The organism is Enterobacter sp. 03-F-07-AD-ECC (assembly GCF_047530935.1).
GTDB classification, from domain to species: Bacteria; Pseudomonadota; Gammaproteobacteria; order Enterobacterales; family Enterobacteriaceae; genus Enterobacter; species Enterobacter cloacae.
This window is the reverse complement of sequence record NZ_JBLKBZ010000029.1, coordinates 1-23,638: the sequence shown is the minus strand read 5'-3', so window position 1 is coordinate 23,638 and position 23,638 is coordinate 1. Positions and strand designations below refer to the sequence as shown.

General features: G+C 41.9%; 23 protein-coding genes. 10 read left to right on the top strand and 13 right to left on the bottom strand.

Translation table 11 applies throughout. From position 1 onward, the window contains the following. Window positions 1-1,623: 1,623 nt before the first annotated feature. From ACMWKA_RS23390 to ACMWKA_RS23340, 11 genes are all read right to left on the bottom strand, one after another. On the bottom strand, window positions 1,624-4,305 hold the full coding sequence (locus tag ACMWKA_RS23390) for a TraC family protein (protein ID WP_000387412.1): 2,682 nt from the start codon (window positions 4,303-4,305) through the stop codon (window positions 1,624-1,626). An 8-nt stretch (window positions 4,306-4,313) separates the two neighbouring features. Beyond that, window positions 4,314-5,264 carry an IncHI-type conjugal transfer lipoprotein TrhV gene (trhV, locus tag ACMWKA_RS23385; RefSeq protein WP_001022588.1) on the bottom strand — a complete coding sequence of 317 codons (951 nt, stop codon included), beginning with the start codon at window positions 5,262-5,264 and terminating at the stop codon, window positions 4,314-4,316. A 9-nt stretch (window positions 5,265-5,273) separates the two neighbouring features. Continuing rightward, a complete protein-coding gene (htdT, locus tag ACMWKA_RS23380) occupies window positions 5,274-6,026 on the bottom strand; it encodes a protein-disulfide isomerase HtdT (RefSeq protein WP_182911723.1) in 753 nt (250 codons plus the stop codon). A 118-nt stretch (window positions 6,027-6,144) separates the two neighbouring features. After that, the gene (locus ACMWKA_RS23375; RefSeq protein ID WP_000377632.1) at window positions 6,145-6,627 is read right to left on the bottom strand and encodes a hypothetical protein; all 483 of its coding nucleotides are present in this window, start codon (window positions 6,625-6,627) and stop codon (window positions 6,145-6,147) included. Between the two features lie 7 nt (window positions 6,628-6,634). Beyond that, window positions 6,635-7,990, bottom strand: coding sequence for an IncHI-type conjugal transfer protein TrhB (trhB, locus tag ACMWKA_RS23370; protein WP_000351841.1), 1,356 nt, complete (start codon window positions 7,988-7,990; stop codon window positions 6,635-6,637). Continuing rightward, on the bottom strand, window positions 7,980-8,441 hold the full coding sequence (htdO, locus tag ACMWKA_RS23365; RefSeq protein ID WP_000521242.1) for a plasmid transfer protein HtdO: 462 nt from the start codon (window positions 8,439-8,441) through the stop codon (window positions 7,980-7,982). The genes trhB and htdO overlap by 11 nt, the downstream gene beginning before the upstream one ends. Window position 8,442: 1 nt before the next feature. Next, window positions 8,443-9,714: a TraK domain-containing protein gene (locus ACMWKA_RS23360; protein WP_000592092.1), complete on the bottom strand. Its 1,272-nt coding sequence runs from the start codon at window positions 9,712-9,714 to the stop codon at window positions 8,443-8,445. Continuing rightward, complete coding sequence (locus tag ACMWKA_RS23355; RefSeq protein WP_000783153.1) at window positions 9,714-10,502, bottom strand: TraE/TraK family type IV conjugative transfer system protein; 789 nt, start codon at window positions 10,500-10,502, stop codon at window positions 9,714-9,716. Before ACMWKA_RS23355 ends, ACMWKA_RS23360 begins: the two co-directional genes overlap by 1 nt. Window positions 10,503-10,513: 11 nt before the next feature. Beyond that, a complete protein-coding gene (locus tag ACMWKA_RS23350; protein WP_001447770.1) occupies window positions 10,514-10,864 on the bottom strand; it encodes a type IV conjugative transfer system protein TraL in 351 nt (116 codons plus the stop codon). 17 nt (window positions 10,865-10,881) lie between these two features. Next, a complete protein-coding gene (locus ACMWKA_RS23345; RefSeq protein WP_000423602.1) occupies window positions 10,882-11,235 on the bottom strand; it encodes a hypothetical protein in 354 nt (117 codons plus the stop codon). Between the two features lie 1,148 nt (window positions 11,236-12,383). Then, window positions 12,384-13,259, bottom strand: coding sequence for a RepB family plasmid replication initiator protein (locus ACMWKA_RS23340; protein WP_000594611.1), 876 nt, complete (start codon window positions 13,257-13,259; stop codon window positions 12,384-12,386). A 476-nt stretch (window positions 13,260-13,735) separates the two neighbouring features. On the opposite strand from ACMWKA_RS23340, the gene ACMWKA_RS23335 reads away from it, so the two are divergent. The 4 genes from ACMWKA_RS23335 (at window position 13,736) to ACMWKA_RS23320 (ending at window position 16,810) form a co-directional block, all read left to right on the top strand. Beyond that, on the top strand, window positions 13,736-14,788 hold the full coding sequence (locus tag ACMWKA_RS23335; RefSeq protein ID WP_001065778.1) for a hypothetical protein: 1,053 nt from the start codon (window positions 13,736-13,738) through the stop codon (window positions 14,786-14,788). Between the two features lie 19 nt (window positions 14,789-14,807). After that, the gene (locus tag ACMWKA_RS23330) at window positions 14,808-15,008 is read left to right on the top strand and encodes a hypothetical protein (protein ID WP_000594930.1); all 201 of its coding nucleotides are present in this window, start codon (window positions 14,808-14,810) and stop codon (window positions 15,006-15,008) included. Further along, window positions 15,005-15,721, top strand: coding sequence for a zinc finger-like domain-containing protein (locus ACMWKA_RS23325; protein ID WP_000838219.1), 717 nt, complete (start codon window positions 15,005-15,007; stop codon window positions 15,719-15,721). The genes ACMWKA_RS23330 and ACMWKA_RS23325 overlap by 4 nt, the downstream gene beginning before the upstream one ends. A gap of 234 nt (window positions 15,722-15,955) precedes the next feature. Then, a complete protein-coding gene (locus ACMWKA_RS23320) occupies window positions 15,956-16,810 on the top strand; it encodes a hypothetical protein (protein ID WP_000970401.1) in 855 nt (284 codons plus the stop codon). Window positions 16,811-16,818: 8 nt separating this feature from the next. Here the strand turns inward: ACMWKA_RS23320 and ACMWKA_RS23315 are convergent, their stop codons facing one another. Continuing rightward, window positions 16,819-17,631 carry a DNA adenine methylase gene (locus ACMWKA_RS23315; protein WP_001121574.1) on the bottom strand — a complete coding sequence of 271 codons (813 nt, stop codon included), beginning with the start codon at window positions 17,629-17,631 and terminating at the stop codon, window positions 16,819-16,821. A 369-nt stretch (window positions 17,632-18,000) separates the two neighbouring features. On the opposite strand from ACMWKA_RS23315, the gene ACMWKA_RS23310 reads away from it, so the two are divergent. The 5 genes from ACMWKA_RS23310 to ACMWKA_RS23290 all read left to right on the top strand — a co-directional run bounded on the left by ACMWKA_RS23310 (window position 18,001) and on the right by ACMWKA_RS23290 (window position 22,048). Next, window positions 18,001-19,164 carry a hypothetical protein gene (locus ACMWKA_RS23310; RefSeq protein ID WP_000114860.1) on the top strand — a complete coding sequence of 388 codons (1,164 nt, stop codon included), beginning with the start codon at window positions 18,001-18,003 and terminating at the stop codon, window positions 19,162-19,164. 247 nt (window positions 19,165-19,411) lie between these two features. Next, complete coding sequence (locus tag ACMWKA_RS23305) at window positions 19,412-21,103, top strand: DUF4942 domain-containing protein (protein WP_000096325.1); 1,692 nt, start codon at window positions 19,412-19,414, stop codon at window positions 21,101-21,103. Further along, the gene (locus tag ACMWKA_RS23300; protein WP_000070862.1) at window positions 21,100-21,276 is read left to right on the top strand and encodes a hypothetical protein; all 177 of its coding nucleotides are present in this window, start codon (window positions 21,100-21,102) and stop codon (window positions 21,274-21,276) included. The genes ACMWKA_RS23305 and ACMWKA_RS23300 overlap by 4 nt, the downstream gene beginning before the upstream one ends. A 60-nt stretch (window positions 21,277-21,336) precedes the next feature. Beyond that, window positions 21,337-21,780, top strand: a complete 444-nt coding sequence (locus tag ACMWKA_RS23295) for a hypothetical protein (protein WP_001805248.1) — start codon at window positions 21,337-21,339, stop codon at window positions 21,778-21,780. After that, window positions 21,767-22,048, top strand: a complete 282-nt coding sequence (locus tag ACMWKA_RS23290; RefSeq protein ID WP_000535423.1) for a hypothetical protein — start codon at window positions 21,767-21,769, stop codon at window positions 22,046-22,048. Before ACMWKA_RS23295 ends, ACMWKA_RS23290 begins: the two co-directional genes overlap by 14 nt. Window positions 22,049-22,105: 57 nt before the next feature. Here ACMWKA_RS23290 and ACMWKA_RS23285 read toward each other — a convergent pair whose 3' ends face one another. Further along, window positions 22,106-22,732 (bottom strand): hypothetical protein, encoded by a 627-nt coding sequence (locus ACMWKA_RS23285; protein WP_000966518.1) that lies wholly within the window; start codon window positions 22,730-22,732, stop codon window positions 22,106-22,108. Window positions 22,733-23,104: 372 nt separating this feature from the next. On the opposite strand from ACMWKA_RS23285, the gene ACMWKA_RS23280 reads away from it, so the two are divergent. Then, window positions 23,105-23,587 (top strand): DUF4165 domain-containing protein, encoded by a 483-nt coding sequence (locus ACMWKA_RS23280; RefSeq protein WP_414760643.1) that lies wholly within the window; start codon window positions 23,105-23,107, stop codon window positions 23,585-23,587. The last annotated feature ends 51 nt before the right edge of the window (window positions 23,588-23,638 follow it).

Below are 23,638 nucleotides of genomic sequence, written 5' to 3'. Positions count from 1 at the left end.
TGACAGTGCCTTCTGATGCTGCTCAGACATACTATGCACAGATATAATCACCCGTCCGTCCTTGTGATTATCGGAAAAGGCCATGCACCGGAGTCGGCAGACCGGTATGCAGTGATGTGACTTTAATCTTTATCAGCAGGCGCATTTCGTATTAAGGGAGCAAGTGTTAGCAACCCTGCCCAGGACGGAAGGACACTATCAGGACTGAACGCCAGTTTGGCGATTAAGGGGGTTAAATCTGCCAGTGGCTGACAGTGCCTTCTGATGCTGCTCAGACATACTATGCACAGATATAATCACCCGTCCGTCCTTGTGATTATCGGAAAAGGCCATGCACCGGAGTCGGCAAACCGGTATGCAGTGATGTGACTTTAATCTTTATCAGCAGGCGCATTTCGTATTAAGGGAGCCAGTGTTAGCAACCCTGCCCAGGACGGAAGGACACTATCAGGACTGAACGCCAGTTTGGCGATTAAGGGGGTTAAATCTGCAAGCGGATGACAGTGCCCCAGCTGCTGCTCAGTCACACCACGTCCTGATAAAATCTCCTGCCCGGTAATGTGATGACCGAAAAAAGCCCGTGCACTGGTGTCGGCAGACCGGCACGCAGGAATATGACGTTAATCTGTATCAGCAGGTACATCTCGCATTAGGGAGCAAGTGATAGCAACCCCGCCCAGAACTGAAGGCCAGCATGAGGACAGAACCCCAGTTTGGCGATTAAGGGGGTTAAATCCGGCAGCGTGAGTAAGTGCCCGTGCTGTGTTAAAGAAATATTCCCTAAGGACAATCTTCCGCTCGGCCTTTTGTATAAAGTTGTCACCCCGGGAGCGGGGATCACTTTACCTGCTTAGCCTAAATCTTACGTCAATCGCTATCCGGAATTTTAGCTTAATGGTCCTGAGCAAGTTAAAAGGGCTACCCATAATGACGTCCCCAGATGGTGATAAAGGAGTTAATTCCGCCTTCGGCTTACAGTGCCGCAGCTGCTGCTCAGCAACACCACGCCCTGATTAAATCTCCCGCCTGTCCTTGTGATGACCAAAAATAGTCCGTGCACTGGCGTCGTAAGACCGGCATACAGGAATGAGGCGTTAATCTTTATTAGGTGGCAGGATTCGCATCATGGGAGCAAGGGCCCTAGAACTGTAGACTAACATTAGAAAATCACAGTTTGGCGATAAAGGGGGTTAAATAAGTTAAAAGTCTTCGGTGAGCAAATTGGATAAATTTTCAGAAACCAAACCGTTAATAATAAACTTTTAGAAGAATGATTAAAGGATATTAAGTTTTGTATGCAAAATGACACCAGTGATCTGTTTTCACTAATAATGCCGCGCTACTTTGATTACCTTTGGTAAACAAAAATGTAATTTACGTGATTTTCATCTTATAATGTCAGTATTGAAGTTATAAATTTTGTTTACTTAATGCGTACACAACCTAACTGCGATTTGTATTTATGTCACTGTTTTTACACCACATTAATTATAAAACCAAAATTTGCAGCACAGTGATGAACTCATTAAGTCACAACCTCATTTGTTTACTTAAGGCATACAATAAAAAACCAGATTCTTATGAGACATCTGGTTTAATTATTTTTGCTTGAAGATATTTACTCTACGCGGCCAAACCCGCTGCTACTTCTTGAGCATAGAGAATTTCTATTGCCTCGCCATAGCTACAATTCTCGCGGCTTTGAATTTCCCATAATTTACTCCTGTCAGCACTATCCGTAGTAAAACAAAGCTCCATTTTCCGGTCTACGTATAACCGACAGATCTCTTGGAAGTTTTCGAACCTGACTAACATCTCTGAAAACACCTTTTTGACTGTACGAATATTTTTCATACGTTCATATTCTGCATCTGAAGTAGAAAAATATTTATTAGCCTTCATTGCTTCAATGCTTTCTTTTTCTTGTTTCATGATTATCTTCCAAGGCGAGTTAGCAGTCAGGGCCCGGCCAACAGAAGAAGTAAAATAATCTTCAAACGACTGTGTGATACAGATGCCAGCGCAGTTTGTTTTCCTGAACCTACGCCATGCCGCTTCGAGGAAGGAAGAGAAGAATTGGTTTGATTGATTTCCGGCACCTGATGAATTATCAGGACGAATGTACTCCCATGCTTCATCAAGGATGAACAAGCGACGACGCCCATCTTTTTTGATGAACATTGCATGCTGAGCAGCCTGAATGATAGACATTAATACAACTGTCTGAAGGTGGGGGGTGCCTTTTAGCTCCTCCAGTTCCAAAACAATAAATCTGCTGTCGAAGTTGATTGGAGGCAACGTATCGGTAAACCGGTGCCCATAAATTCCACCTTCGCACCATGCTCCGAGTTGCTCCCCAATATCCTTTATACGTTTGTCTTCATGCTTCTTGCAACGCAGAGCAAAGCCGGTTATTGAACCGGTCCGACCTGATTTTCTGGATTCTTGGTACTCTTCTGCAATAAGCTGAAGCATCACTGATTGTTGATAATCATCGATAAGGCCTTTCTCTGAAGCCATAATTTTTAGCTGATTCAAAACCATTATGGTCTGAGCAACTTTGTCTTTTTCTGCATCGTTTGAAGTTGATTCACCGGTAAATTCAGGTGCTTCGTTAAATACATCGTCGTTAACAGTGATGTCAGTTAGGAAGGCAAAGGGATTTAGGGTGAAGTCAGGGGTTTTACCGAAATCAATAAATTGACTGTTTGTATATTGTTCCGCAATCCCCTGGTAAGAACGGCCCACGTCCACAACAAATACTTGAGCACCGTCAGGATCATCATCTGGGTATTCGTTTTCTAAAAAATGCTTAAATGTTGAGCGATAATGAACGAGGTTATTAGATCGCGGTCCAGCTCCAAGATAGTTATTGATTAGATATGCTGTCCAGAATGACTTCCCTGCACCTGACGTTGCACCAATAACCATGTTATAGCTTGCAGAAGTCTTGAAAATATCAAGTCCCATGAGTTGACCTTCACGAGAAACTAAACTCAGTACTGGTCTATCTGTATTACCTTTCCAGGGCCCAAAGATCGGTGTCATATGAGCCGCTCCGGTGTTGCTCACTACTTCGGAACGGTCAAGGTCGAAAATTGTCTTTGGGTCATTGCACATTGGCAGACATGACATAAATGACGGGAAAACGATAAAGGAATCATCTGCTACTTTGACCCGGCTTTCGAGGTAAAAGGATTTGAGATCGTTAGCTGCTGTCTGCACAGAATTGGCATTACTACCCATAACAGTGAAAGTAAGATACCCTCTTAAAAGCTTTGCGCCATCCTCAAGCTCGCGAGTTACGGCCATGTAGTCATTATCCATATCCCGCAGGCGAGGGCAGAATGTGACAACTGAAGGTATACTTGCCTGTTTATTAGTGATTGCTTTGTAGCGGACGTTTTCTTTTGACAACTTGAGCGGATCGGCAAACTGAACAGTCTGAGTGATCATAAATGGGCTGAAAATTGTCTTACGTCCATGCATCCAGTTAACTACTAACTCATACATACAACCGAAATTGACGTATTCAGGAAACTTTACAACGGAAAGTTGTTTGAAGTAACGATGCTCAGATTCGTCGTCACTTTGTGTGACTGATGAGAAATGATTTTCTGTGACTGTATACTTACGGCCGGGAACGTTAACTTGTTCATTAAGCCTTTTCATAGTGTTAACGTCTATGAAACCTTCAGCCCACCGGGAGTTCTTTCCGGGGTTTACGACCTTATCTATACAATAGAGCCAGTTTTCTGCATCGACCTTAAACGGATGCAATCCAATCGTAATTAACTTACTTACAAGTTCAGAGTAAAGTGAATCGATACGCGAATGTTCCAGCTCGGTAGGAAGGGCAGACTGTAAAGGAATCGATAGCGAGATCCATACCTGAAAATCCCTCAACATAAGGTTATCATGATCAGGTTTTAAAGGCTTATGCATACTTCTGTCGTAGTAGTCCAACTGATAACCATTAAGCAGATCTGCTTTAAGCTTATCGTTCCCAGTCATACGCCCACCTCGCACAGCTGACCAAGCACTAAGCTGTAAAGTCAGGTCTGGCAATGCAGTCAGAGATATTTGACAGACAGTATCTGTAGGGAAATCCATTTTGAACATTTCAGCAAGAACATCTTGCTGATTATCAAAAACTCCAGGGGATGGATTACAGATAAACATAAACCCTAATCTGTTGCCATCAATCAAAAAATAGTGAGTCCCTGCTAATTGATCGTAAACAGGGATAAACCCACCTAATTGATGGCGATTTAAACCGCTATTGTAATTATTGATAGCTTCCATATTTGACCTTACAGTTGTCTAACAATGCCGTTCGAAGAGACAGCTTTAGTTGCTTTTTGTTGCTGCTGCATATTTTCCCGGGCCGCATCCTGTACTTCTAAAGGAACTATGCGAGCTGGGTTTGAGGTCGAATTCTTGCCAGCAATCCATGTTTGCGGTTTTACGTTGACATAAACGTAGCCGGGAAGATTAAGCGCATCGTTATCATCGGTATAAGGTGCAAAAGTAATTCTCATTACTTTCCCCTGTTGCAGAACAGCAAGTGGTTCAGGAGCCACTACAGCTTGTTTATAACCTTGCGAACGGTATTGCTGGATCTGCCCAGGGTTGAGAGTCGGGTTAACGGGCTGGCCATTGTAAAGAGAGTACATATCCTTACCAGGGCTGATATCAGAATTAGGTGCAACGTAGCGTGGGGCATTTCCAGCAGAAACCGGATAGCTTGTTTGTTTAACGACTTCCGCAGCCGGATGAACGAAAGGGTTACCAGTTGAAGAGGCAGTGCTATAACTGCTAGTCATCCTTACGTTTGAATTAACCGGTACACCAGAAATAGGCCGTGGTCCAATGGATGAAGTAGGGGCACCCATTTTTAAAGTTTTATCGTACATGACAGGTAACTGACCAACTGGCTTAATTTCGGTTTTTGAATAAGCCACAGGCTGATTTTTAAGGGTAGTAGACTGTGGATATTTGACTTCCCCTGGAGGGCTAATTTCAGTTGGATAACGGCTGTCATTGACAGCCGATTTCTCCTTTCCCGATTCCGACTCTTCCCCCGCCAGTGCAGACAGATCATCTCGATTATTAGTTAACTCCATAACTTCGCGAGGACCTTTACAGATAACGCCCTTTTCAATGCCTGGACATTCGGATTCGGAACTACCGATGGAGCACCCCGTAAGATATGAGGATGTACCTACAACCAGAGCACTGAGTACCAATCTTTTGATGTTCATAAACTAGCCTTAATTTGTCTCAAATGGATTTTTTAAGAGAGGTTCAACGCTTTGGTTCAACCAGTAGTCGAAATCTTTTGGAATGCCATTACCAGCCAAACCATCCTGTCTGACAACTGAAGGTACACCCTGCAATTTATAAATTCCTGCGAGCATCAATGACGCTACCAAAGGTTCCGCCGGACATTCTTCTGCTTCTTTTTGAGAGAGCAATCTTTTTTCAATGTCGGATTTGCTTCCCATTAGCCAACGAAGAATATCGAGGTTGTTTATTTTTCCTTTTTCTTTACTACACCAGAGCCTTCTAAGCTCTTCTTTTGGCTCACCGGGTGAGGGAACTAAAACAATATCTATCCGATACTTGTCCCGATCTGCATAGAATTTCTTAACAAGTTCCATGCAACCGTCACAATCAAGTGTTATGAAAATGGCTGCTTGTCTTTTAAGCTTTGAATTTCCCAGAGGAATGGACGCTACAGTTTCCAGAGGGAAGGGGGCCTCATCAAGACTAATAAAATAGGAATTCCTGATTTCTTCTACAGTCAGAACAGGTTTACGTTTAATTACATCAACAAGGCTTCCCCCAGTAAGGGAGTATCGGCCATCGGTCGTTACTGCCATTAGCTGCGAACGTTCGTCCTGAAAGAGGTATAGCCCACCAGAAGGAATGTATATGGCATCCTTAGGTTTATATCCTTTCATTTTTGATAACACACCCGAGATCTGACTGGGTGAAACGCCACCTTCCTTTGCCTTTGCCATTAACGCAGCAGCATCACTATTAGTTAGGACCTGCTCTGAAGCATAAGTGACCGTATTCGCCATAATGGCGAAAGCCGCCATTAAAGGGAAAAGTAACTTTTTCACTATTGGGTGCCCTCTACTTCTTTGCATTATAAGAACTTGATTGTACCGCTTCAGAGCTATCTTCAAGTTCCATATAAGTGACGATTTCAACACTATCCGGTACAGTAACGGCAAGCGTTGCATCAATAATTAAATAGCCACGGTCACGGTAGATCTTCATTAATGTTCTGAAATATTCTTCGAATTGAGATCTATCATTGTCAGCAGTACGGCCTCCGTGATGCTTGAAAAATTCCTTACGTAATTCAGGCATGTCAAGCACTGCAATCTTGTACGAAGGCTGGGATTGTTTATTGAAGTAATCGTAAACATTCATAAAGCCTTTATAACCATAAATAATGACCAATACGGCAAAGGCGAAGAAAAATAAATACTTCAATATTTTTTCAATATCAATTTCGAAGGTAATTTTTTTTGTTGTCCTTTCTCGCACCATTTTTTTAGTGATTTCAGGTCCAGCTGATTCAGGCGATTCTTTTTTTTCTAAACTATCCATTTAAACCTCAGCGACTGGTCAGATTCGTTGGAATTGTAGTTCCGGTCTGAACGACAAATGTAATAGCTCGGCCAGGGCTAATTTCTACGATTGGCCACTGTTGTTCTGCAATTGCGGTGTAGTAATCGACGAGTCGATTAAGACCACCTTGAGCTGCACCAGCCCCGGCTAATGCCCCAAGTGCACCAAAATTAGGGGACTGATACTGAGCCTGTGAATTAGGGTCGATGTTAAGTGAAGATACCTTACTGGGACTTAAGCTACCGGCAAGTGAAGAAAGTCCACCGGCAAATGCAGCTCCTGCAATTGCGTTACCATTTCGGCTGATAAGCGTGCCTCGGATCCCATTTTTTCCGTCATTTTCACTTACAGCATATGCTTCCAGTTTTACGTCAAAAGCTTTCCCTTTTGAATTAACACAAGAGATAGAAGTGGCACGTATGTAAGCACGCTGTGACGCCAGATCACCAACAGCTGAACCCAGAAGGTTACAGTCACGCAAATCCATGGTGAAATTATTGGGCATGATGACATCTTTTTTAATACGCATCGTTACTGGCATTGGTTCTGATTTGGAAGAAAGGCTTGTAGGCGCTTCAAGCCCGGTAATCAGAACACCAGTGATAATAGATGTTGCCGGAAGAAACATTTCATCTTTTCGGGCAGCATGCCGCGCTTTGCTATCAACTGGCGCAGTACCATCACCTCGTACAGTCCGAGTTGGCGCTTTATCTCCTGCAATGACCTCTCTGCCTTCCTTGATTCTGTTTTCAGACACGGGCATAACCTGAATGACACCATCGGTACCATTAGTCTTAATGGAACTTTGTGTGATTGTTCTCATTGGGCTATTACGCGTAGGTGTGATAGAAGCGTAATTAGGGTTTACGCCATTAATCGGCGCATTAGCATTAAGCTGATAAGGAGCTGCCGGTGCCTGCTCATTAATCGTTTTACGCGAACTACCAGCATCCAAGTTACGATTGCCGTTTCGATTTGTCTGCATATCATTAATTTGCTGAGACAGCTGCTGAAGTTGAGAAGTTAAACTTGCAACTTGGGCTTTAGTTTCCTGTTGGGCTTTTTCTGCTTTTTCGCGGTCCTCTTTCGCCGCATTTTGGTCAAGTCGGTTTTGCTTAACCATTTCTTTATATACTTTCTGGCTTTCTTCATTACTCAATTTGTTCATTTGCGAATCATCTAACAACAAATTGGTCTGCATGTCTTTTTTCTGTGTTTTCTTTTCTTTCTTAACTGGTGTGGAAAAAATAGACTGGCTAATAATATAAACAATCACTACCAGCAGAGCGCCAATAACAGAAAGTCTGACGGTCTTATTTTCCCAGGCCTTTTTAATGTCCATGATTAGCTCCACTTGTAGGTTTCTGGAATCGTTTAATTTTTAGATTTCGTTCGCTGTCAGACATCTGAGGAACGATATAGGGTTCACCTGCTCTGGCCCAGTTTTCACGAACAGATGGATGATTCATTTCAGCTTTATCTATCTGGCTCGTTCTAGATATTTCATGTTTGTAATTAGGTTCCAAAACGTTACTTTTGTGATAGTCAAAAGCATTCTCCTCATTAATATTGCCCTCTCCTACAAATTTATCAATAAGAGTTGGATCGTTCATTATTACTGTCTGAACGGGAAAAGCGTTACTGCCATCTTCGATACTAATGGGTGCGTCCGGAACGATTAATACACTCCTTTTTGGTATATATTCTGACCTGTAGTAAAAGCTGGTTAAAGCAAATACGACAAAACCAATCACGGTGGCCCCAAGCAGAGCAGGCAAAGTAACTTTTCCCATATTATTTTCTGATTAGACTTGGTCTGGTTGTAACCCGGGCCTCGCGTTCCTTGAACAATTTATCCCGGACTATGTAAAGCTCTGTTTCTTCTCCCGGTTGCAGGTATGCTTTATCAAATAAAGCACTTGCAATAACGCCTTCTGCCATACACTGCTGATCAGCAACGATTTGACCGTATGGTTTATCGTTTTTCACAAGAATTACATCAATAAGTTCACGTGAGCCAACCAGTCTCTGACCGAGCTTTGCATACATATTAAAGTTACATGGTGACTGCTCTGGCGCAGGAATACGAGAAAGTCGGTCCTGTTGTAAACTGAATCCTGAAGGGACCTCACCAAGAGCCACAGGAGTCAATAAATCAATGATTCTTTGTTTATGATCGTCTTGTTTTGGATCCGTTGGAGCCAGTTCTTCTGACTGGGAGCGGGCCAACATTTCCTCATAGTTTTGCTTATCCAATGAGGTTTCACGTTTGGCTTGCATAGATGGGCTTAAAGATGTAGTAACTGAAATCATCGCACCGGGAACATCAAGCGGTACCAGGGTCAGGTTATAGGTCGATTCAGGTACCTGATCTTCAGACAACATAATCCCGATTGGTTTATCGGTATTAGTTGAAATAAAGACATCGCCACCATTAACAAATATGCTTGCCTCTTCAGCAGGGGTAGAAGTACTGACAGAAGCATTCTTGAAGCTGGTCGATATTCTGTTTTGAAGTCCTCGTGAAACTGGCAGTACCACATTCCCACCAGGCGGCACATTTACACGCTGAACTTCTTTATATCGGTTACGAGCTTCGACATAAAGTTCATCGGCTTTTGACGTGGCGGTCGCATTGGTTGCATTCTGCTGGGAAGAGGTACCTGTTGGTCTCCCATAGCTATCAATTGCACCAGATCGGGTCTGTGCGTCAAATCCGGGGAGACTAGGATTATTTGATAATGCTCCAGTAATAGCGCTTACCGCAGGCGAAGCATTGCTGGCTGGGGAAAGTTGCACGGTAGGGAGATCAGTTGTAGGTTTTTGTCCCTGCGCATTACCGGCTTCACTAAGGTTTGTTTGTGCACCTGACTGTTCAGAACCAGCTTGACCCGGAATAATGGCTTTTGCAGCTCCATTCTGAAATCCGTCAGCACCAACTGGCATTACAACCGGGTTATTAATTGTTGCTGGCAATTGGTATTCTTCAGCGATTACGCAGTTCGAAGTCGTGAGCATGATCAATGCTGTAATTGCGTTGAAGCCTAAGCCCTTTTTTTTAATCATCACTTGTTACCTGTAGACGGTGGCGGATTATCCAGCGTTGCCAGTTGCTCTTTGCCGTTTATCGTAATTTTTTTAATATTCGGTGTTCCGGAATATTGATTTACATATGCAATTCTTGGGCGACCATTTTTCATCCCGAGAACCCATTCATAAGTCCATTTCGATGATTCAGTTTTGTCCGGAACATTTACAAGTCGAGTCGTTTTGGTACCCCAGACATAGACCATGTCATTTTTTGGATCAAAGTAAATATCATTAGGCTTAAAGGTCTGCTCAACACCACGAGCCTGCATGATATTTATCTGCTCCTGTAAAGACTCACTCGTTTTAGCCTGTAGTTCAGGTGAAAGGGCATCGAGGACATAGGCCGTCACAAAGGAAATATTAGTTGGATTAATATTCCCTAAAAGGGTACTAAAAAAGAGAGCCCATTGTGTTTTATAAGATTCCGATGCTTTGTTACCAACAACCGTGATCTCTTCATTCATGTTTGGAGGGGTAACAATCGTCACTGGGTCAGTGAAAAAAAGAATCTTTGCAACCAATAACCCAATGACGGCTATTGAAACAGTATTAATGCGGATAAGTTTTGTATCACGATTAATCAGGGCGCTGTATGTAATTCCAGCACCTGACGCTTCAGCTTGTGGGCTAAATCGTTTTTTAATGTCCAAAAAACGTCCCTTAGCACTTTCATCTTTCTTTACGTATGACTGTTCAAGATCACCGTTTTCATCCTTTTTAGATTTTTTGAAAAAAGGGATGTTAATGCCACTTAGCATTTTCATTCATAGCTCCATCAAGAATACAAATCTCTGATAAATGGATCGTTGAAATAACGGCTACTAAAAACTGCTTTACCTGGCAAAAAACCGAGCCACCAGAGTTTGTGTTTTAGCAATCCTCTTATTCCTGACTCAGCTGCTTTGTTATACGCAATCCAATACACAACCGCTGCTACAACAGAAAACCCGAAGCATTCGAAGATATTCCCAAATGCAACCAGAATGAATGCAAGCCCTAATTTTTTGGCATCCCAAAACAAAATCAGTAGAGGCATGTTGATCCTGAAAGGGAATCTATAGGTATGCTGAGGAACGTCGTTCTGCTTACTCATTAAAAATCCAGAGAGGGGGATGAACCCCCTCATGCATGATTAACAATAAATTACAGCGGTACGCCAGCATCCATAAAGGTGCTGATAATTTTCTCGCCGTTGGCCATTACCAGCATCATGAATAATGAAACCAGTGCCAGGCCCGGGTTAGGCTTAAGGACAGAGAAATATACGCTTGAGATCAACATCGCGGCTGCCAGAATTTTGCCCGGAGCTCCAGTCATACTTTCACTCATGTATGACCAAATATCTCCCAGTGCCCCATCATCTGAACCCGCATATGCCAGACCGCAAAAAAGCACGGTCAGCAGAACAAACAAAATCACTTTTGCGCTTTTTGTTTTAAAAAGTGCAGCCGTGTTAGATTTCTTTTCACTAAGGCCAATATTTAAAGAAAGTTCCATAATTACTCCGTGTAGATTTGAGTTCACGTAAACGCGAATGAATAATACTTTTTTATTCCGATCCTTCCGTTCGCATAAACCCCCTTTTTTTAACGTTTAGCGATTGGTGAATTTTTAAGCAAAGGGCCTAAAGCATAATCTTTGAAAGGTACCAGTGAACGCTTAGTAAAAGTTTGAAAGAGGGGAGGGGGTAAGATTACGTTAAGCTCAATCCTGAAGCTGATGAGACTCCTCAAGCATAAAAGTCACTTTTGATGGTTTGAAAAGCTCTAACTAGATATCGGGCAGGTAACTAAGCTTCATATCTAATCTTTTTTGTTCCCTTATTATCTATCTCTTGATTCTGAGAAGGCCGCATATCACTGTGCTCCCTGGTTCGGCAACTATCAGTTGGAGAAACTACATACAATCCTCGGGCCGGTGCGTCATTCATCTAAATGCCTTTTACACCTCTGGGCGTGAGTGGGACTTTGTCTTGTCCATACGAACATCATTCATTCGAATGCTTTTGGCCAATGCTATTTAAGCAAATGCTTTCTGGCTGAGTCCTTTTGCGAATGAGTCTTTGATATAACTGCATGAATTTTGGGTTGTTTGGTGTACTAACAAAACAAAGGCATTTCTTTGAATGCCATTGGAGTTGTGATGCTTCTGATATTTTTTTGATCTCATATCAAGCACATAGTCCTTCTGATGCCCAATGTCATAGATGTCTTGGACCATTCTCGCTCTTAACAAAGCTGAACTGTGTGTCATTCGACCTAATGCCATTCACCAAAATGCCTTTTTATACCACTGCATAGCTATGCTCGGGATACAGTGGCAAACAAAAGCATTTCAATGAATGAATTTTTGGGATACCGACATCAAAAGCATTTGTATGAATGTAAGAGGCGTAATCCACAAAAGGCATTCACGTGAATAGAGTGCGCACGAAACCATCTTGCTCAACGGCATTTAATGAATGGGCTAGCATGTACGCTTGAGTCAGAAAGGCATACAGATGAATAGTCAGGAGTTCGTTTGAAAAGTTACTTTTTTGCACATTAAGCCGAGATGTAAGACCAGTAGTAAAAGAAGCACTAAGCATAGCACTGATAAATAACTTATTTTTCAGCAGGTTATAACCAGTGCATACCAGATAGCTTTCAACCTTGTTTGGCAAGGGCCAGCTTAGGGCTTCTTTTGAAGATCTGAAATTGTATGTCGCGACCTTTCTTAACTTCTTGATAATCGAGATATCCGATAGATTCAAGTTCCCGCATTGCTTTACGAATTATCTGGTTTTGCGTACGAATAGGGGTTGTAAGAAGCAACCTTTCCCTCAACCGTTTCATATTAACGAACAACGTACCAGCTGGCATTGCTTCAAAATAAATATAGAGAGATTGCGCAGCTTCTTTTTTAGCCAAAATGTATAGAACCTGAAGGCTTAACAATGTCTTATGGTCGTAACGATACAGTTCCCACATAGAAGGATCCCCAACCAGCTCAACAGTATCGCTTTTTGGATCAATCATAGCCTTCTGCACCAGATGCGTTACTGTGAACCGACCACTACGAGAGTCTGAGAAGGCAAGCACTACCGATGCAAGGTTCATTAATGACTCTTTAAAGCGCGCACGAGTTCGTTTGTTGATGTTTGTTGAACTGATACCACACATCTTCGCAAACTCGTTAAAAGTCAGGCTAATCTTCTCGGAAGTAAAACCATATTTACTGAAAGCCATGATGATCCCGAGCCAGCACTTAAAGTCGGTAGACATAGATAGTTTGACACCAGTTATCTTGATGTCGTCATAACCCTCCGATCTTGCAATTTCCATACACGAAAGCTCATCAGAGGCATCAACTTCAAAGTTTCGGTCGCGGTTTTCTTTTGTGCCGACAGGGGTAAATACACTCAATCTCAGCAGGGCCACGGGCTGAACCGACTTGGACGAGTTAGGCGTCAGTTGATAAGTCTTACCTGATTCATTACTGGTTACGTCAAAAGGATGGATTAACTCGTTGTTTTTAATCATTAACTTAACTCGTCGGTGATAAGATTTTCATTTGGCAAACTGTTTATAACATATTCTTGCAAATGCTTTTTACGCATTTACCTAAATGCCATAAGCATTCCAGTAAATGCCTTCCTTATTCATTCAAATGCTTTTCGCATGCATCCGAATGCCGGATCCTTTCATAAAGTTACTATAATCAATGAGTTAAAGATGCCGTGATCTTTACTTGAACTCTATTGATCTTTAGTGATCTAAAGAATTGATCTAACCTGTTGAAAACAATGATAAGTCCATATAAAACAAGGAATAGCGCTCCTTTATCAATATCTACAGATCGCAAACGGAAATGAAAGTGGGTTTACTATCATTGTTTTATTCAAGACAGTTTTTATTTTAATTTTATTAAGCAAATTTTTTGAGTTTACCTTTTAGATGTATCAGCCCTATTTGGCAAATTTGAGGTTCATGTATCATGTAGTAAACAGGAGGAAGATATGAACAACAGCAAACATACAGTCATTGAAGTGGATACTAATCTAGTTGAAATTGAAAAGGGATTTAATCCCCGAGAGGCGGTAATCGGAGATTTGTGTTACGAACAAGAACCTGTCAAATCGATGATTGTGTCAATCAAACAAGCCTTTAAGGAAGGAAGGCAGGTTGATATGATCAAGGTCGTAAAAAGAAAAGGTAAATATTTAGTTCGTCAAGGTCATACTCGTTTTCATGGCTTAAAATTAGCAATTTCTGAAGGTGCTAATATTCCAAAATTATCTGTTATCTTAATCGATTATAAAAACGAAATTGAAGAATACCTTGAGAACCTCGATGGTAACAGAAGCAATGGGCTAAATCCGGTTGGGCAAGCTCATGCATTAGCTCATGCTGTTAGTCTCGGGTATTCGGTTGAAGAACTAGCAATGCGATATCAACGATCAACTACCGCAATTCGTAATATGCTAAAAATCCTTGATATGCCATTAGAGCTTCAACGTTTGATTAGCCTAAATCTAATCAAAAAAACGCTCGCCATTGAAATAATGTTAAAATATTCCAACGATCACAAAATGGTTTTAAAACATATAGAAGGTTTCTTACCTGGCGTTAAGAATATTGAGACTACAACGAGCAAAATTGTAGGCATACCTGAACACAATGCAGCTGGAGCAGGACCAGACACCTTAAATAAAGGCGGACCAGAAAAGAAAAATTCGGCAGTCACACGTAAGACTTTGGGTATTAAGCGCCTCTCGCATAAGAAAACAGAACGGCTAAAATCTGAATTTCTTGAGCTTGTGGAAAGTACACATACGGAATCTATAACGAATACTCAAACAGAACTAAAATTTGGTAGAGATAGTGCACACTTGTTCAAAAATGTTGATAGTAAAAATGTAATATTTTCTGATGATGGTGTTCAAATAATCTTGAATGATGAAAAGCTAAATATTTTATTGTCTTTACTTAACGACGAAAATACAGCAATCATTCTTTCTAAACCAAAATTAGAAGAGCTTCTGGAAATTCGAGATCTCCTTAAGGAATAAAAACCCGAGGATTAGTTGAGTGATTAAACCTATAAAGCTGACTCTTATCGATAATTATAATGATTTGCTTCTAACTCATGAAGTCCTTAAACGCAACATGGAAGAGTTAGAACACGGTAAACGTTTTGACCAATTTCCTGAAGGGCATGACCACTATGAAAAAACTGTGAAAGAAGCTGTAGCAATCGTAGAGGCACGTTTGGAGGTGTTTCGAAAATGAAATCTCTTTTCTTTACTCTTGATGGTCATATGGTACCAGCCTCAGTGAATGTATCCCTTAACGGAGATGGAAATTATTATGCACCTATCGAAAGAGAATGTAACGAATGTGCGGGCACAGGCCACAAAGGGGCTGATGTATGTGAAAAGTGTCATGGGGTGCAAACAGTTGGACCCATTATTGAAAAATTAGTGGTACTAGAGCCAATTACCTTTCTCGATAACATTCCGGAACTGCGTGTTAACCCAACACTCGAAGCATGGAAATCCAGAAACCACGTACTTATTGAGAAAGCAAAAAAGGCTAACACTAAGTTTTCTAATAGTATATTGGCGCAACTAGACAATAACCGTTTTTTGACAGAACGCCAGCTGGATTGTTTCTTTACAACCTTTGATGTGATGTTGTCTGAAACTCCGGAAAATGAACAAGAAATTTTAAAACATAGCTACAATATCGGCCAGGTCATAAGCATTGAACTAACATTTACTGAAGTCAGGGCCGCGTACGCAAAAAGTAAAGGGAGTTATTTTTTTACATTTACTGGTAAAGTTAGAAATGACGGGATCGCTTTAACGGCCGATAAACAGGATCACATTTTATTGGGTGAACGTTATCATTTGACTGGAAAAGTCAGAAAATTCTATGATTTTGATTCGAAAAATTATGCTGCAATAACAGTTTTTAAGTTAAGTAAACTCCAAGACAGTTAAATGTTTTACTGCTTAAATATAGAGCCAAGACTTAAACTGTCGTTAGGACTCACTCACGTAATATTGTTGCTTACGCAATGGGTTTTATCCCTCATAAAGATCTGCGAGTATAAATCTTTTACATTTAAATTCCCCTCTATCACAACCTTTTCAATAGTAAAAAAATGATAATCTTATTAATTATAATTTTTAATTTTTTGTATACCAATACCATACAGTTAAGGCTAAAAGGTGATGATGGAGATGGACTTTAAAATGCACAATGATCTGGGTCTCGGTTTCATTTGTAAAAATGCAAGAACATCGTCAAAGCCAACGTTAAGAAAAGTTACTTTTCCGGTAAGCGCATATGAAACGTCTAAGCTTTCTTTAACCGGTTTTCAATGCCCCACAGCCTGCCGATTTCCTTTTTTTGTGCTATGCATGATAATCCATAACCATCTTTCGTCTGCATGCCCTATCAACCAAAATGAATGTTCAAATCATATATCGCAATTTTCTATCGACATTAAAGTACAAGATTGGCTTAGCCGTTCAAGAGTAGCGTTTATTGATTTCCATAATCTAAGAAATACAGATAAAACCACATTAATAACAGTGGAACATCTTGAAGCTTTACTTACTGTTATGTCAACTACTCTTGTCGCTTACGCTCCATATTCAAAAAAGAGACTTAACTTTAGCTTTCTAAATTCATTTACTTTGTCTAAAACTTCTCAAAGTTACACATTAACTTTCCCGGTAGTTCTCAGTCCGCTTTTAGATGCTCTTGGCGGTTTCATTCAGGAATGCATAACCGAAAAATTGTTAAAACGACGAAATTCGAATTTCATGGTTTACGAGTATCTTAAACGTTCAGGCCAGAGCTCTCATAAAGTGGAGGACATTAATAACGACTTACAGCTTAAAACTCTAAATATAAGACTTATGAGCGTCCTTACTGGGCTTTCTCAGCAAGGACTCATTTCATTTATTTGCGAAGGAAAGAGGGGCGACCGGAGAATAGAAGAGCTTCAGTTTATACCTTATGTTCAACGAACTCACCCTGAGGTATTAACTTTTCAGGAATGGATTAGCCCCGTTGATTAGAATTAACTCTATTTCAGCACGGCCAGTATTTCTGTTTCCGTTTTCCGTGTATTTGGCTTACTTCCTACGGATCGGTAAGCGCTGAGTCTGTGTATGACGAATCCACGCTCTTCATAGAGGCCCAAAGTGAATGGTGTCAGGCTATTTGATATCGCAACAGCAGCGCCTTTTCTGTGAGCGTCAACGAGCATATTTGCTAACAGCACGTGGTCGCTTTGGCTGAACGGTTTACCATCGTAACTGACAAAACTAGTTTTGCTTGTTTTGTCATATGGCGGATCACAATAAATCTGATCTCCTTCGCCGGTTGCGGCCAGAGTCTCCTCAAAACCAGCGGTGATCAGTTCAATACCTGAAAGACGAAATGAAAGGTAGTCTATTTTATTGAAGTCAAGCTTCAGTTCTGTATGTTTCCCCCAGGGCACTGAATAGATTCTTTCTGAGTTATAGCGGCACATACCGTTATAGCCCAGGCGATTCAGGGAGTAAAACAAAGCCGCTCTTTGAAGCGGTTGACCAGAAATACAGGTTTTGTTGAAACGGTCCCTCATCTCATAGTAGTCCTTTTCGACAAAGGTTTTATCCGCTAGGTTTTGGACCTGATTTATAAAGTTAGTTTTCTGTCTTTGAATAGTCCTGTATAGGTTGATCAAGTCTGGATTGCTATCTGCAAGCAATGCATTTTGTGCAAACATGTTCAGAAAAACGGCACCACCGCCTATAAAGGGTTCTACCCACCGGCAACTATGATCGTGTGGGTAGTGATGGCTGATGAAAGGCATCAGTTTCGTTTTTCCACCAGCCCATTTGATTATCGGCATGTGTCTGAGATGTCGAGTCAAAGTGTCTATACCTGAGAGAGAAATTTAGGTGCTGGTATCGTACCTAACCACGGGCTTTAACTAATAACTTAGGGAGCAAAAAAAAGTTGTTTAAGACGCACAGTTTTGACTTTCAGCATTGCGGATTTATAAGATTTTTCCTCACTGATACCTGAACTTTATGTTTTGGATTTATGTCTTTGTTTATGAAGCGATTTTGATGCCATCACAAGAAATGGGGAGCCCTCTTTTTTTGTGAAAAATCAGAATAGGCTCAAAAAGTACCTTTTTTGCGAAAAATTATGGATTTTTTTTTCGGTAGTATCCCCGCTACGCAGAAAGTAAGCAGAAAAATGTAACGGAGCCCCTATGAGTGTTTTACTGACAGAACCTACACAGCAAGCTAATGACAAGGTCTTTAAAACGGCCCATGTTGCCTTTTCAGTAGTTACTGGCACAGGTCGTTACGTCACTGGGCTTAAACAGTTCCGTGATGCAAACCCTGAACTTTGTACTGAAGTAAGTGACCAGAAAGCATGGGCTATCCACCCTTCAGTAATTCAGGTCACGCCAGGCTTCAACTCCCGCGAAATGGGAATGGGTGACGATTACTATAAGCTCCCTGAGGTTGAAGAACACATCTACAACATCAAGAATGCCTACATTCGAGGTGACTATGTAGACCCTATCCGAGTACGTGTCATTGATGGGGTACCTTTTGTTCGCCAGGGGCACTGCCGTTTAAAAGCCGCAATGATGGCATGTGATGAAGATCATGACATCACAATCCTTTGCGTTGAGATTAAAGAAGATGAAATTGGCTGTGAGCTCGCGACCATTGATGGTAACCGTGGTCTTGCGCTTTCTCCTGTTGCGCTTGGCGAGTCCTATCGTCGCCTACATTCTCTTGCTGGCTGGTCACTCGAACGAATTGCTCAACGTGAAAATAAAAGCCCGACGACCATCAGTTCTCTTATCCGCCTGACAACCTGTTCTGTTGTTATCAAGAAATGGATTCATGCTGACGCTATTTCGTATGTTAACGTGCTTTCACTGATCGATGAGCTCGGTGAAACAGAAGCAATTTCACGTATCAAGAAGATGATCGCGGAACTTGAGCAGGCCGATGCGAATGGCATCACGGTGAAAAAAACCCAACATGGTCAGGTACGAGTCAGACCTTCAGACTTCAAGCCAGCACGGATTCCGCCGGTTATTGCCACAAAAGCCGTAGAAGGCGTCAAACTCATCACCACCAGCTTATTACAGAAACTGGGGGATATTGAATTGCCGGAGATGACAGATTCAAGTGCTGACGAAGAAATCAACATTACGTTGAACCGCAGTACTCTGGAGATGCTGAGAAATCTTTCAAAAGAGATCACAGAATCAGAGAACAAGCAGCTTCGCCGTGCGGAGAATCGTCAGGCAAAACTTAATGGTGAGAAGCCAAAATACCCACGTAAAAAAAATGCTAAGAAGGCAGGGGAAGAGACCGATCAGGATACTGACCCACAGCCGGACGCAGAATAATTTACTTTTGGCAAAGTGTTGGTTTTGTCAGAGTCATTAAGGATTCAGGCTTTTTGCCCGCCTTTTTTAAACCTCCATGTATCGTTCTTGCCCCGTTTATGCGGGGCTTTTTTTTTGCTTCTTTCTATGAGTTGACATCTTTAAGTTTTATTCAGAGACATAAAAAACTTTTTCGTGTCACTGAACCTATTAGGTTACAGAGCGACGTTGCTATCCTGGTAAAAGTTTTTTCTAAAGGACCGGTAAAATGTCATCTCTTGATTCTGAAGCTAAACCCGATAATGCAGGTCACAGCGTACTGGCTTTAACAACCTCTCATAGCCTGGTGGTTAGCTCTTCTGAAACATTTCTTCCAGATATGCGCAAAGAGCTCGGCATTATCGCGGATCTTGTTGAGTCCTATAATGATGAACTCTGCTTGTTGAAACACATGGCTGTCCAGTTCAAAACCCACAATCACCAGAAACTTTATTCTTATCTCTCAGGCTACAACCACAGTATCTCTGAAGCGGATGCCTTGTTCGCGGAAAACGCTCTGAGATCTGAATACTGGAAACGCGTTATGGCACTCACTGATGTTTTGCCTATCATGTCGGATGCCAAACGTAACGAATGGGATAAGCAGTTTACGGCCGACCGCTATATTATGCCGCCTCAGGTGATCCCTGATTTCACAGCTGACGCTGTAGTAGGCACAGTCGTTGCTTTGCTTAATGACCGCAATCAATTTATTAAAGAAAGGGTTTACGACGTCTTCCAGTCTCTGAGCCGCAGTCATAAGACAAACAAAGCTTTTGGGTTCTCCACCCGCATGATCACTACCGGAGTTTGCGAGCCGTCTAAATACCCCTGGCAGAAATTAAGGGTGGATTTTAAAGAGTCTGGCATTTCACCACTGAGCGAGCTCCGCGTTATATGCGCATTCTTCCGTGGCGAACAGGTGAAGGCGATCCATAACACCAAATCATTGGTTGAGGCGTTGGTCGAACATGAGGGGTTCAGAAAATGGATCTGCATCGATGGCAACAGTATTCGTTTCAGGGTTTACAAAAATGGATCAATGCATATTGACGTCCACCCTGATATCGCCGAGCGGCTTAACAATATTTTATCAGCTATCGTACCGCTGGCATTACCTGCCGACCGCATGGCTCATAGCAAGAAATCTTTGGAGGCATTCCCTGTACTTAAGCAGTGCATCGACTTTGATACCCGGATGCAGCTTTCTGAACTAATGTTTAAAAATGACGGGGACAATAAATGGAGTTGCTGGACATCTTTAGGGTCTCTCGCCGAACGCAAATCTTCGAGTGTTGCCGCTGACACCCTTCGGTTCTTAGGGGCAACAGTAACAAAATACGATGTGACATTTTCCTATGATCCGTGTGAGGTTATTCGTTACATCGGCCAGATAGGGGAGATGCCTGATATTGTATCGCATCAGTTTTACCCTTCATCTTGCCGAATCAGCGAATATGTATATTCCCTGCTCGGTGCAGGGGAAGGGGATACCCTCCTGGAGCCTAATATTGGCCATGCGGATTTGCTTAAATCATTCCCTGCCGGTGTGATCGTTACTGGCATCGAGCTTGATACTTTGAATTGCCTTATCTCCCGGGCTAAGGGATACGATACGACAGAAGCTGACTTCCTCACATGGTCTAAGTCTAATCAACAGAAGAAGTTTGATTATGTCGTGATGAACCCACCTTTTGCCGATAACCGGGCCAGGCTGCATCTCCAGGCAGCTGCATCTCATCTCGCAGCCGGGGGATCTCTAGCAGCCGTTCTTCCATTATCTCTTCAGGGGCTCGATAACCTTCTGGGGGAAGAATTCCGGACGGAATGGATGGACGTTTTTGAGAACGAGTTTGAAAACACGACCGTTTCGGTTCGCATCCTGTACGCCGAACGTATTCAACAAGAGGAAGTCCTATGAGCAACCAACCCACCAGCCTGCCAGAAGAAGATATTGAGTTTGTTATGGATACCTTTCAGAGGAGCATGGGTAAATCCAAACCTGTCAGGGATACTCAAATAGAGGGCGAGAAACCGCAAAGTAAAGAGTCCGCAAACTCAACTGAAAACCCCGGTTATGAAGAATTCTTTTAATTACGCTCATGATATCCTGGTGCAGTTATTTAGAATGATATTTGAGGGATGGGGGACATTGTGATTAAAAGGCGTAACATTCGACGATCAGTTTATGGATTGCTTATTGTTCTTATCGCCGGAAATGTGTGGTTAGGCCTTAGAGCTGATAAAATTCATAAAGTGCGTTATCAGGATTTCTGGTCACCGGCAACTGTGATTAAAGTAACTGTAATGCCTTCAACGAATGAAATCCAGCTCAGTGGTAAAATCCCTAAATCGGTAAGAGTTTCAAACAATTATGTTGAGTACTCGTTACCGGGCACACTCTCGGACAAGACCATTTACCGAAGCGTGTTAGAAGATGAGATGCTCACTTTGCTTAATGCTGGAGGTCAACTTGAAGTTAAATACACTCTGGACAAGCAGACAAATCGAACTAAGGTATGCACTAAGTGCTTACGGGTGATTAAAGATATTAACCATCAATATTCAGCCACTGAGGTAAAGCATGGGCAGTCCTAAATTTGAAATTGCTGAGCAAATTAAAATGTGGATCGTTGTTTATCTAGTTTGCTTTTTAGCACTTTACTGTGTGTTAAGCGCTCTACATGCGCTTTATGATCCGCTAAATTTACCTGCCCTGACGTGGCCTATCAGCTGGTTCGTGGTGCCTGAAATGACAAGTTTTGGCAGTGCATTATTAGCTTTTGTCCTAACGCCAGGCCTTTGCTCTATAATTGCTGTTTTATTCGGTAAGTCTACCTTTAAAAAAGCTAAAACAAAAATATAGAGTTAATTAGATTGGTGGCTCAGGTTTATAAAACCTCTCACTTGAGAGGTTTTTTTATTATTTTTGACTGAGATTAACAGCGTTTTCCATAAATGTATCAATAACAACCGTAAGAGACTGGCTGGTACCATGGCTATACTCAGGCCAAGGTAAAAAAGGATATGAAGAATACGCCATCAACATGATACTGGTTGGGCAACGCCAGTCCGTTGGAACACCTTTACTGTAATGGACAATCATAGCCGGGCGACTACAATCAATATCTCCAGCGTTTTTATCGAGTACGAAAGTAGCCAGAACGCCGGTGTCCTTCTGGGATACGAAAACAAGGCTGTCAGTAAAAATAAAGGCCATTAAGGAAGAGGCCAGGAAAGCGCCAGTAAATAAGGACTTCTTCTCTTTCCAAACGCGTCGAGCATATAACCCCATTAGCGCTACCGCTGAAACCATTCCGGACCACTGAGCACCCAAAGAAAAATCTGTTACTGTTTTAGATGTCATACTTTCATTAATAGTAATCATTGCGACAATGAATGGTGATGCAATTCCAAGTGTTGCTAGGACTATCAGCGATATTTCAGACCGGTTTTCTTTAGCGGATCCTTTACTTATTGCAGACATTGCTCTGAACATAACGAATGTACTGTTGAGCATCAGAAAACAGCATAAGAGCATGTATAACATTGGGTTTCCTCAACCTAGAAGTGATGGTTACCCTGTTATTTTACATAAATTTGACTCAACAGATGCTTTTAAAATCTCGCTTCCTTGAATTTAAAAACATATCAGCACAATTGGCAAACATAAAGGAGCAGCGTCTATCAAAAGTTACTTTTATGATTGGTTGAATACTCATTTTGAAGGCTAAAATCCAAAAAAGTGGGTACAAAAAGTTACTTTTGCGTCATCCAGATGCACTGCCGCCATTTTGCATTCTGTACGTTGGTTGCTTTCTCACTTGATGTCTCTTTTAACAGGCAAATTATCACTTTATCCGACCGGACCTTGTAGGCTGAATCCGTAGAATAAGGCTATAACCTATTCCCGGAGCATCATATGCGTAAAACTCTAATTGGCTGCATGGTTGCAACTGCCCTTGCTACTGTATCTTCGGCACATGCTCAGGTATTTAGCTACTCATTTACAGATACCAATAAGGCTGTTCGGAATATTAAGCCTGCAACACAAACATATCTTAATCCCGCTGGTGTTTTGACTCTGAACTTGATATCGGGTCTTGATCGGTACGAGCGAGTGACGGTCACACGAGACAGCGATAAAAAGGTTATGTATTCCTCCGTCTCGACCAAAACGAGCGTTGCAGATCGTATCGTTGCTGCCGATGGAACAGAATACTATGGAAAGGATATGGTTCTACCGGCGCTCGGAGAAGGGACCTTTACTGTAGTCAATGAAACTCTGGATATTCGCCAGACTGTAGTGAGCACATCTACTTATCATTTCATCGTTGATACAACTCCTCCACGCTATATAGACTGGCCCCCTGAATCTCCAGACAGTTGGTATCACTTAAGTTAGTGATAGTCTTAATACTAGTTTTTAGACTAGTCGTTGGAGTCCGAATGATTG

Excerpts from the sequence above, each read along its gene's own strand:
- ACMWKA_RS23390 (WP_000387412.1), bottom strand. The coding sequence starts at position 4,305 with ATGGAAGCTATCAATAATTACAATAGCGGTTTAAATCGCCATCAATTA.
- trhV (WP_001022588.1), bottom strand. The coding sequence starts at position 5,264 with ATGAACATCAAAAGATTGGTACTCAGTGCTCTGGTTGTAGGTACATCC.
- htdT (WP_182911723.1), bottom strand. The coding sequence starts at position 6,026 with ATGGCAAAGGCAAAGGAAGGTGGCGTTTCACCCAGTCAGATCTCGGGT.
- ACMWKA_RS23375 (WP_000377632.1), bottom strand. The coding sequence starts at position 6,627 with ATGGATAGTTTAGAAAAAAAAGAATCGCCTGAATCAGCTGGACCTGAA.
- trhB (WP_000351841.1), bottom strand. The coding sequence starts at position 7,990 with ATGGACATTAAAAAGGCCTGGGAAAATAAGACCGTCAGACTTTCTGTT.
- htdO (WP_000521242.1), bottom strand. The coding sequence starts at position 8,441 with ATGGGAAAAGTTACTTTGCCTGCTCTGCTTGGGGCCACCGTGATTGGT.
- ACMWKA_RS23360 (WP_000592092.1), bottom strand. The coding sequence starts at position 9,714 with ATGATTAAAAAAAAGGGCTTAGGCTTCAACGCAATTACAGCATTGATC.
- ACMWKA_RS23355 (WP_000783153.1), bottom strand. The coding sequence starts at position 10,502 with ATGAAAATGCTAAGTGGCATTAACATCCCTTTTTTCAAAAAATCTAAA.
- ACMWKA_RS23350 (WP_001447770.1), bottom strand. The coding sequence starts at position 10,864 with ATGAGGGGGTTCATCCCCCTCTCTGGATTTTTAATGAGTAAGCAGAAC.
- ACMWKA_RS23345 (WP_000423602.1), bottom strand. The coding sequence starts at position 11,235 with ATGGAACTTTCTTTAAATATTGGCCTTAGTGAAAAGAAATCTAACACG.
- ACMWKA_RS23340 (WP_000594611.1), bottom strand. The coding sequence starts at position 13,259 with ATGATTAAAAACAACGAGTTAATCCATCCTTTTGACGTAACCAGTAAT.
- ACMWKA_RS23335 (WP_001065778.1), top strand. The coding sequence starts at position 13,736 with ATGAACAACAGCAAACATACAGTCATTGAAGTGGATACTAATCTAGTT.
- ACMWKA_RS23325 (WP_000838219.1), top strand. The coding sequence starts at position 15,005 with ATGAAATCTCTTTTCTTTACTCTTGATGGTCATATGGTACCAGCCTCA.
- ACMWKA_RS23320 (WP_000970401.1), top strand. The coding sequence starts at position 15,956 with ATGATGGAGATGGACTTTAAAATGCACAATGATCTGGGTCTCGGTTTC.
- ACMWKA_RS23315 (WP_001121574.1), bottom strand. The coding sequence starts at position 17,631 with ATGCCGATAATCAAATGGGCTGGTGGAAAAACGAAACTGATGCCTTTC.
- ACMWKA_RS23310 (WP_000114860.1), top strand. The coding sequence starts at position 18,001 with ATGAGTGTTTTACTGACAGAACCTACACAGCAAGCTAATGACAAGGTC.
- ACMWKA_RS23305 (WP_000096325.1), top strand. The coding sequence starts at position 19,412 with ATGTCATCTCTTGATTCTGAAGCTAAACCCGATAATGCAGGTCACAGC.
- ACMWKA_RS23300 (WP_000070862.1), top strand. The coding sequence starts at position 21,100 with ATGAGCAACCAACCCACCAGCCTGCCAGAAGAAGATATTGAGTTTGTT.
- ACMWKA_RS23290 (WP_000535423.1), top strand. The coding sequence starts at position 21,767 with ATGGGCAGTCCTAAATTTGAAATTGCTGAGCAAATTAAAATGTGGATC.
- ACMWKA_RS23285 (WP_000966518.1), bottom strand. The coding sequence starts at position 22,732 with ATGTTATACATGCTCTTATGCTGTTTTCTGATGCTCAACAGTACATTC.
- ACMWKA_RS23280 (WP_414760643.1), top strand. The coding sequence starts at position 23,105 with ATGCGTAAAACTCTAATTGGCTGCATGGTTGCAACTGCCCTTGCTACT.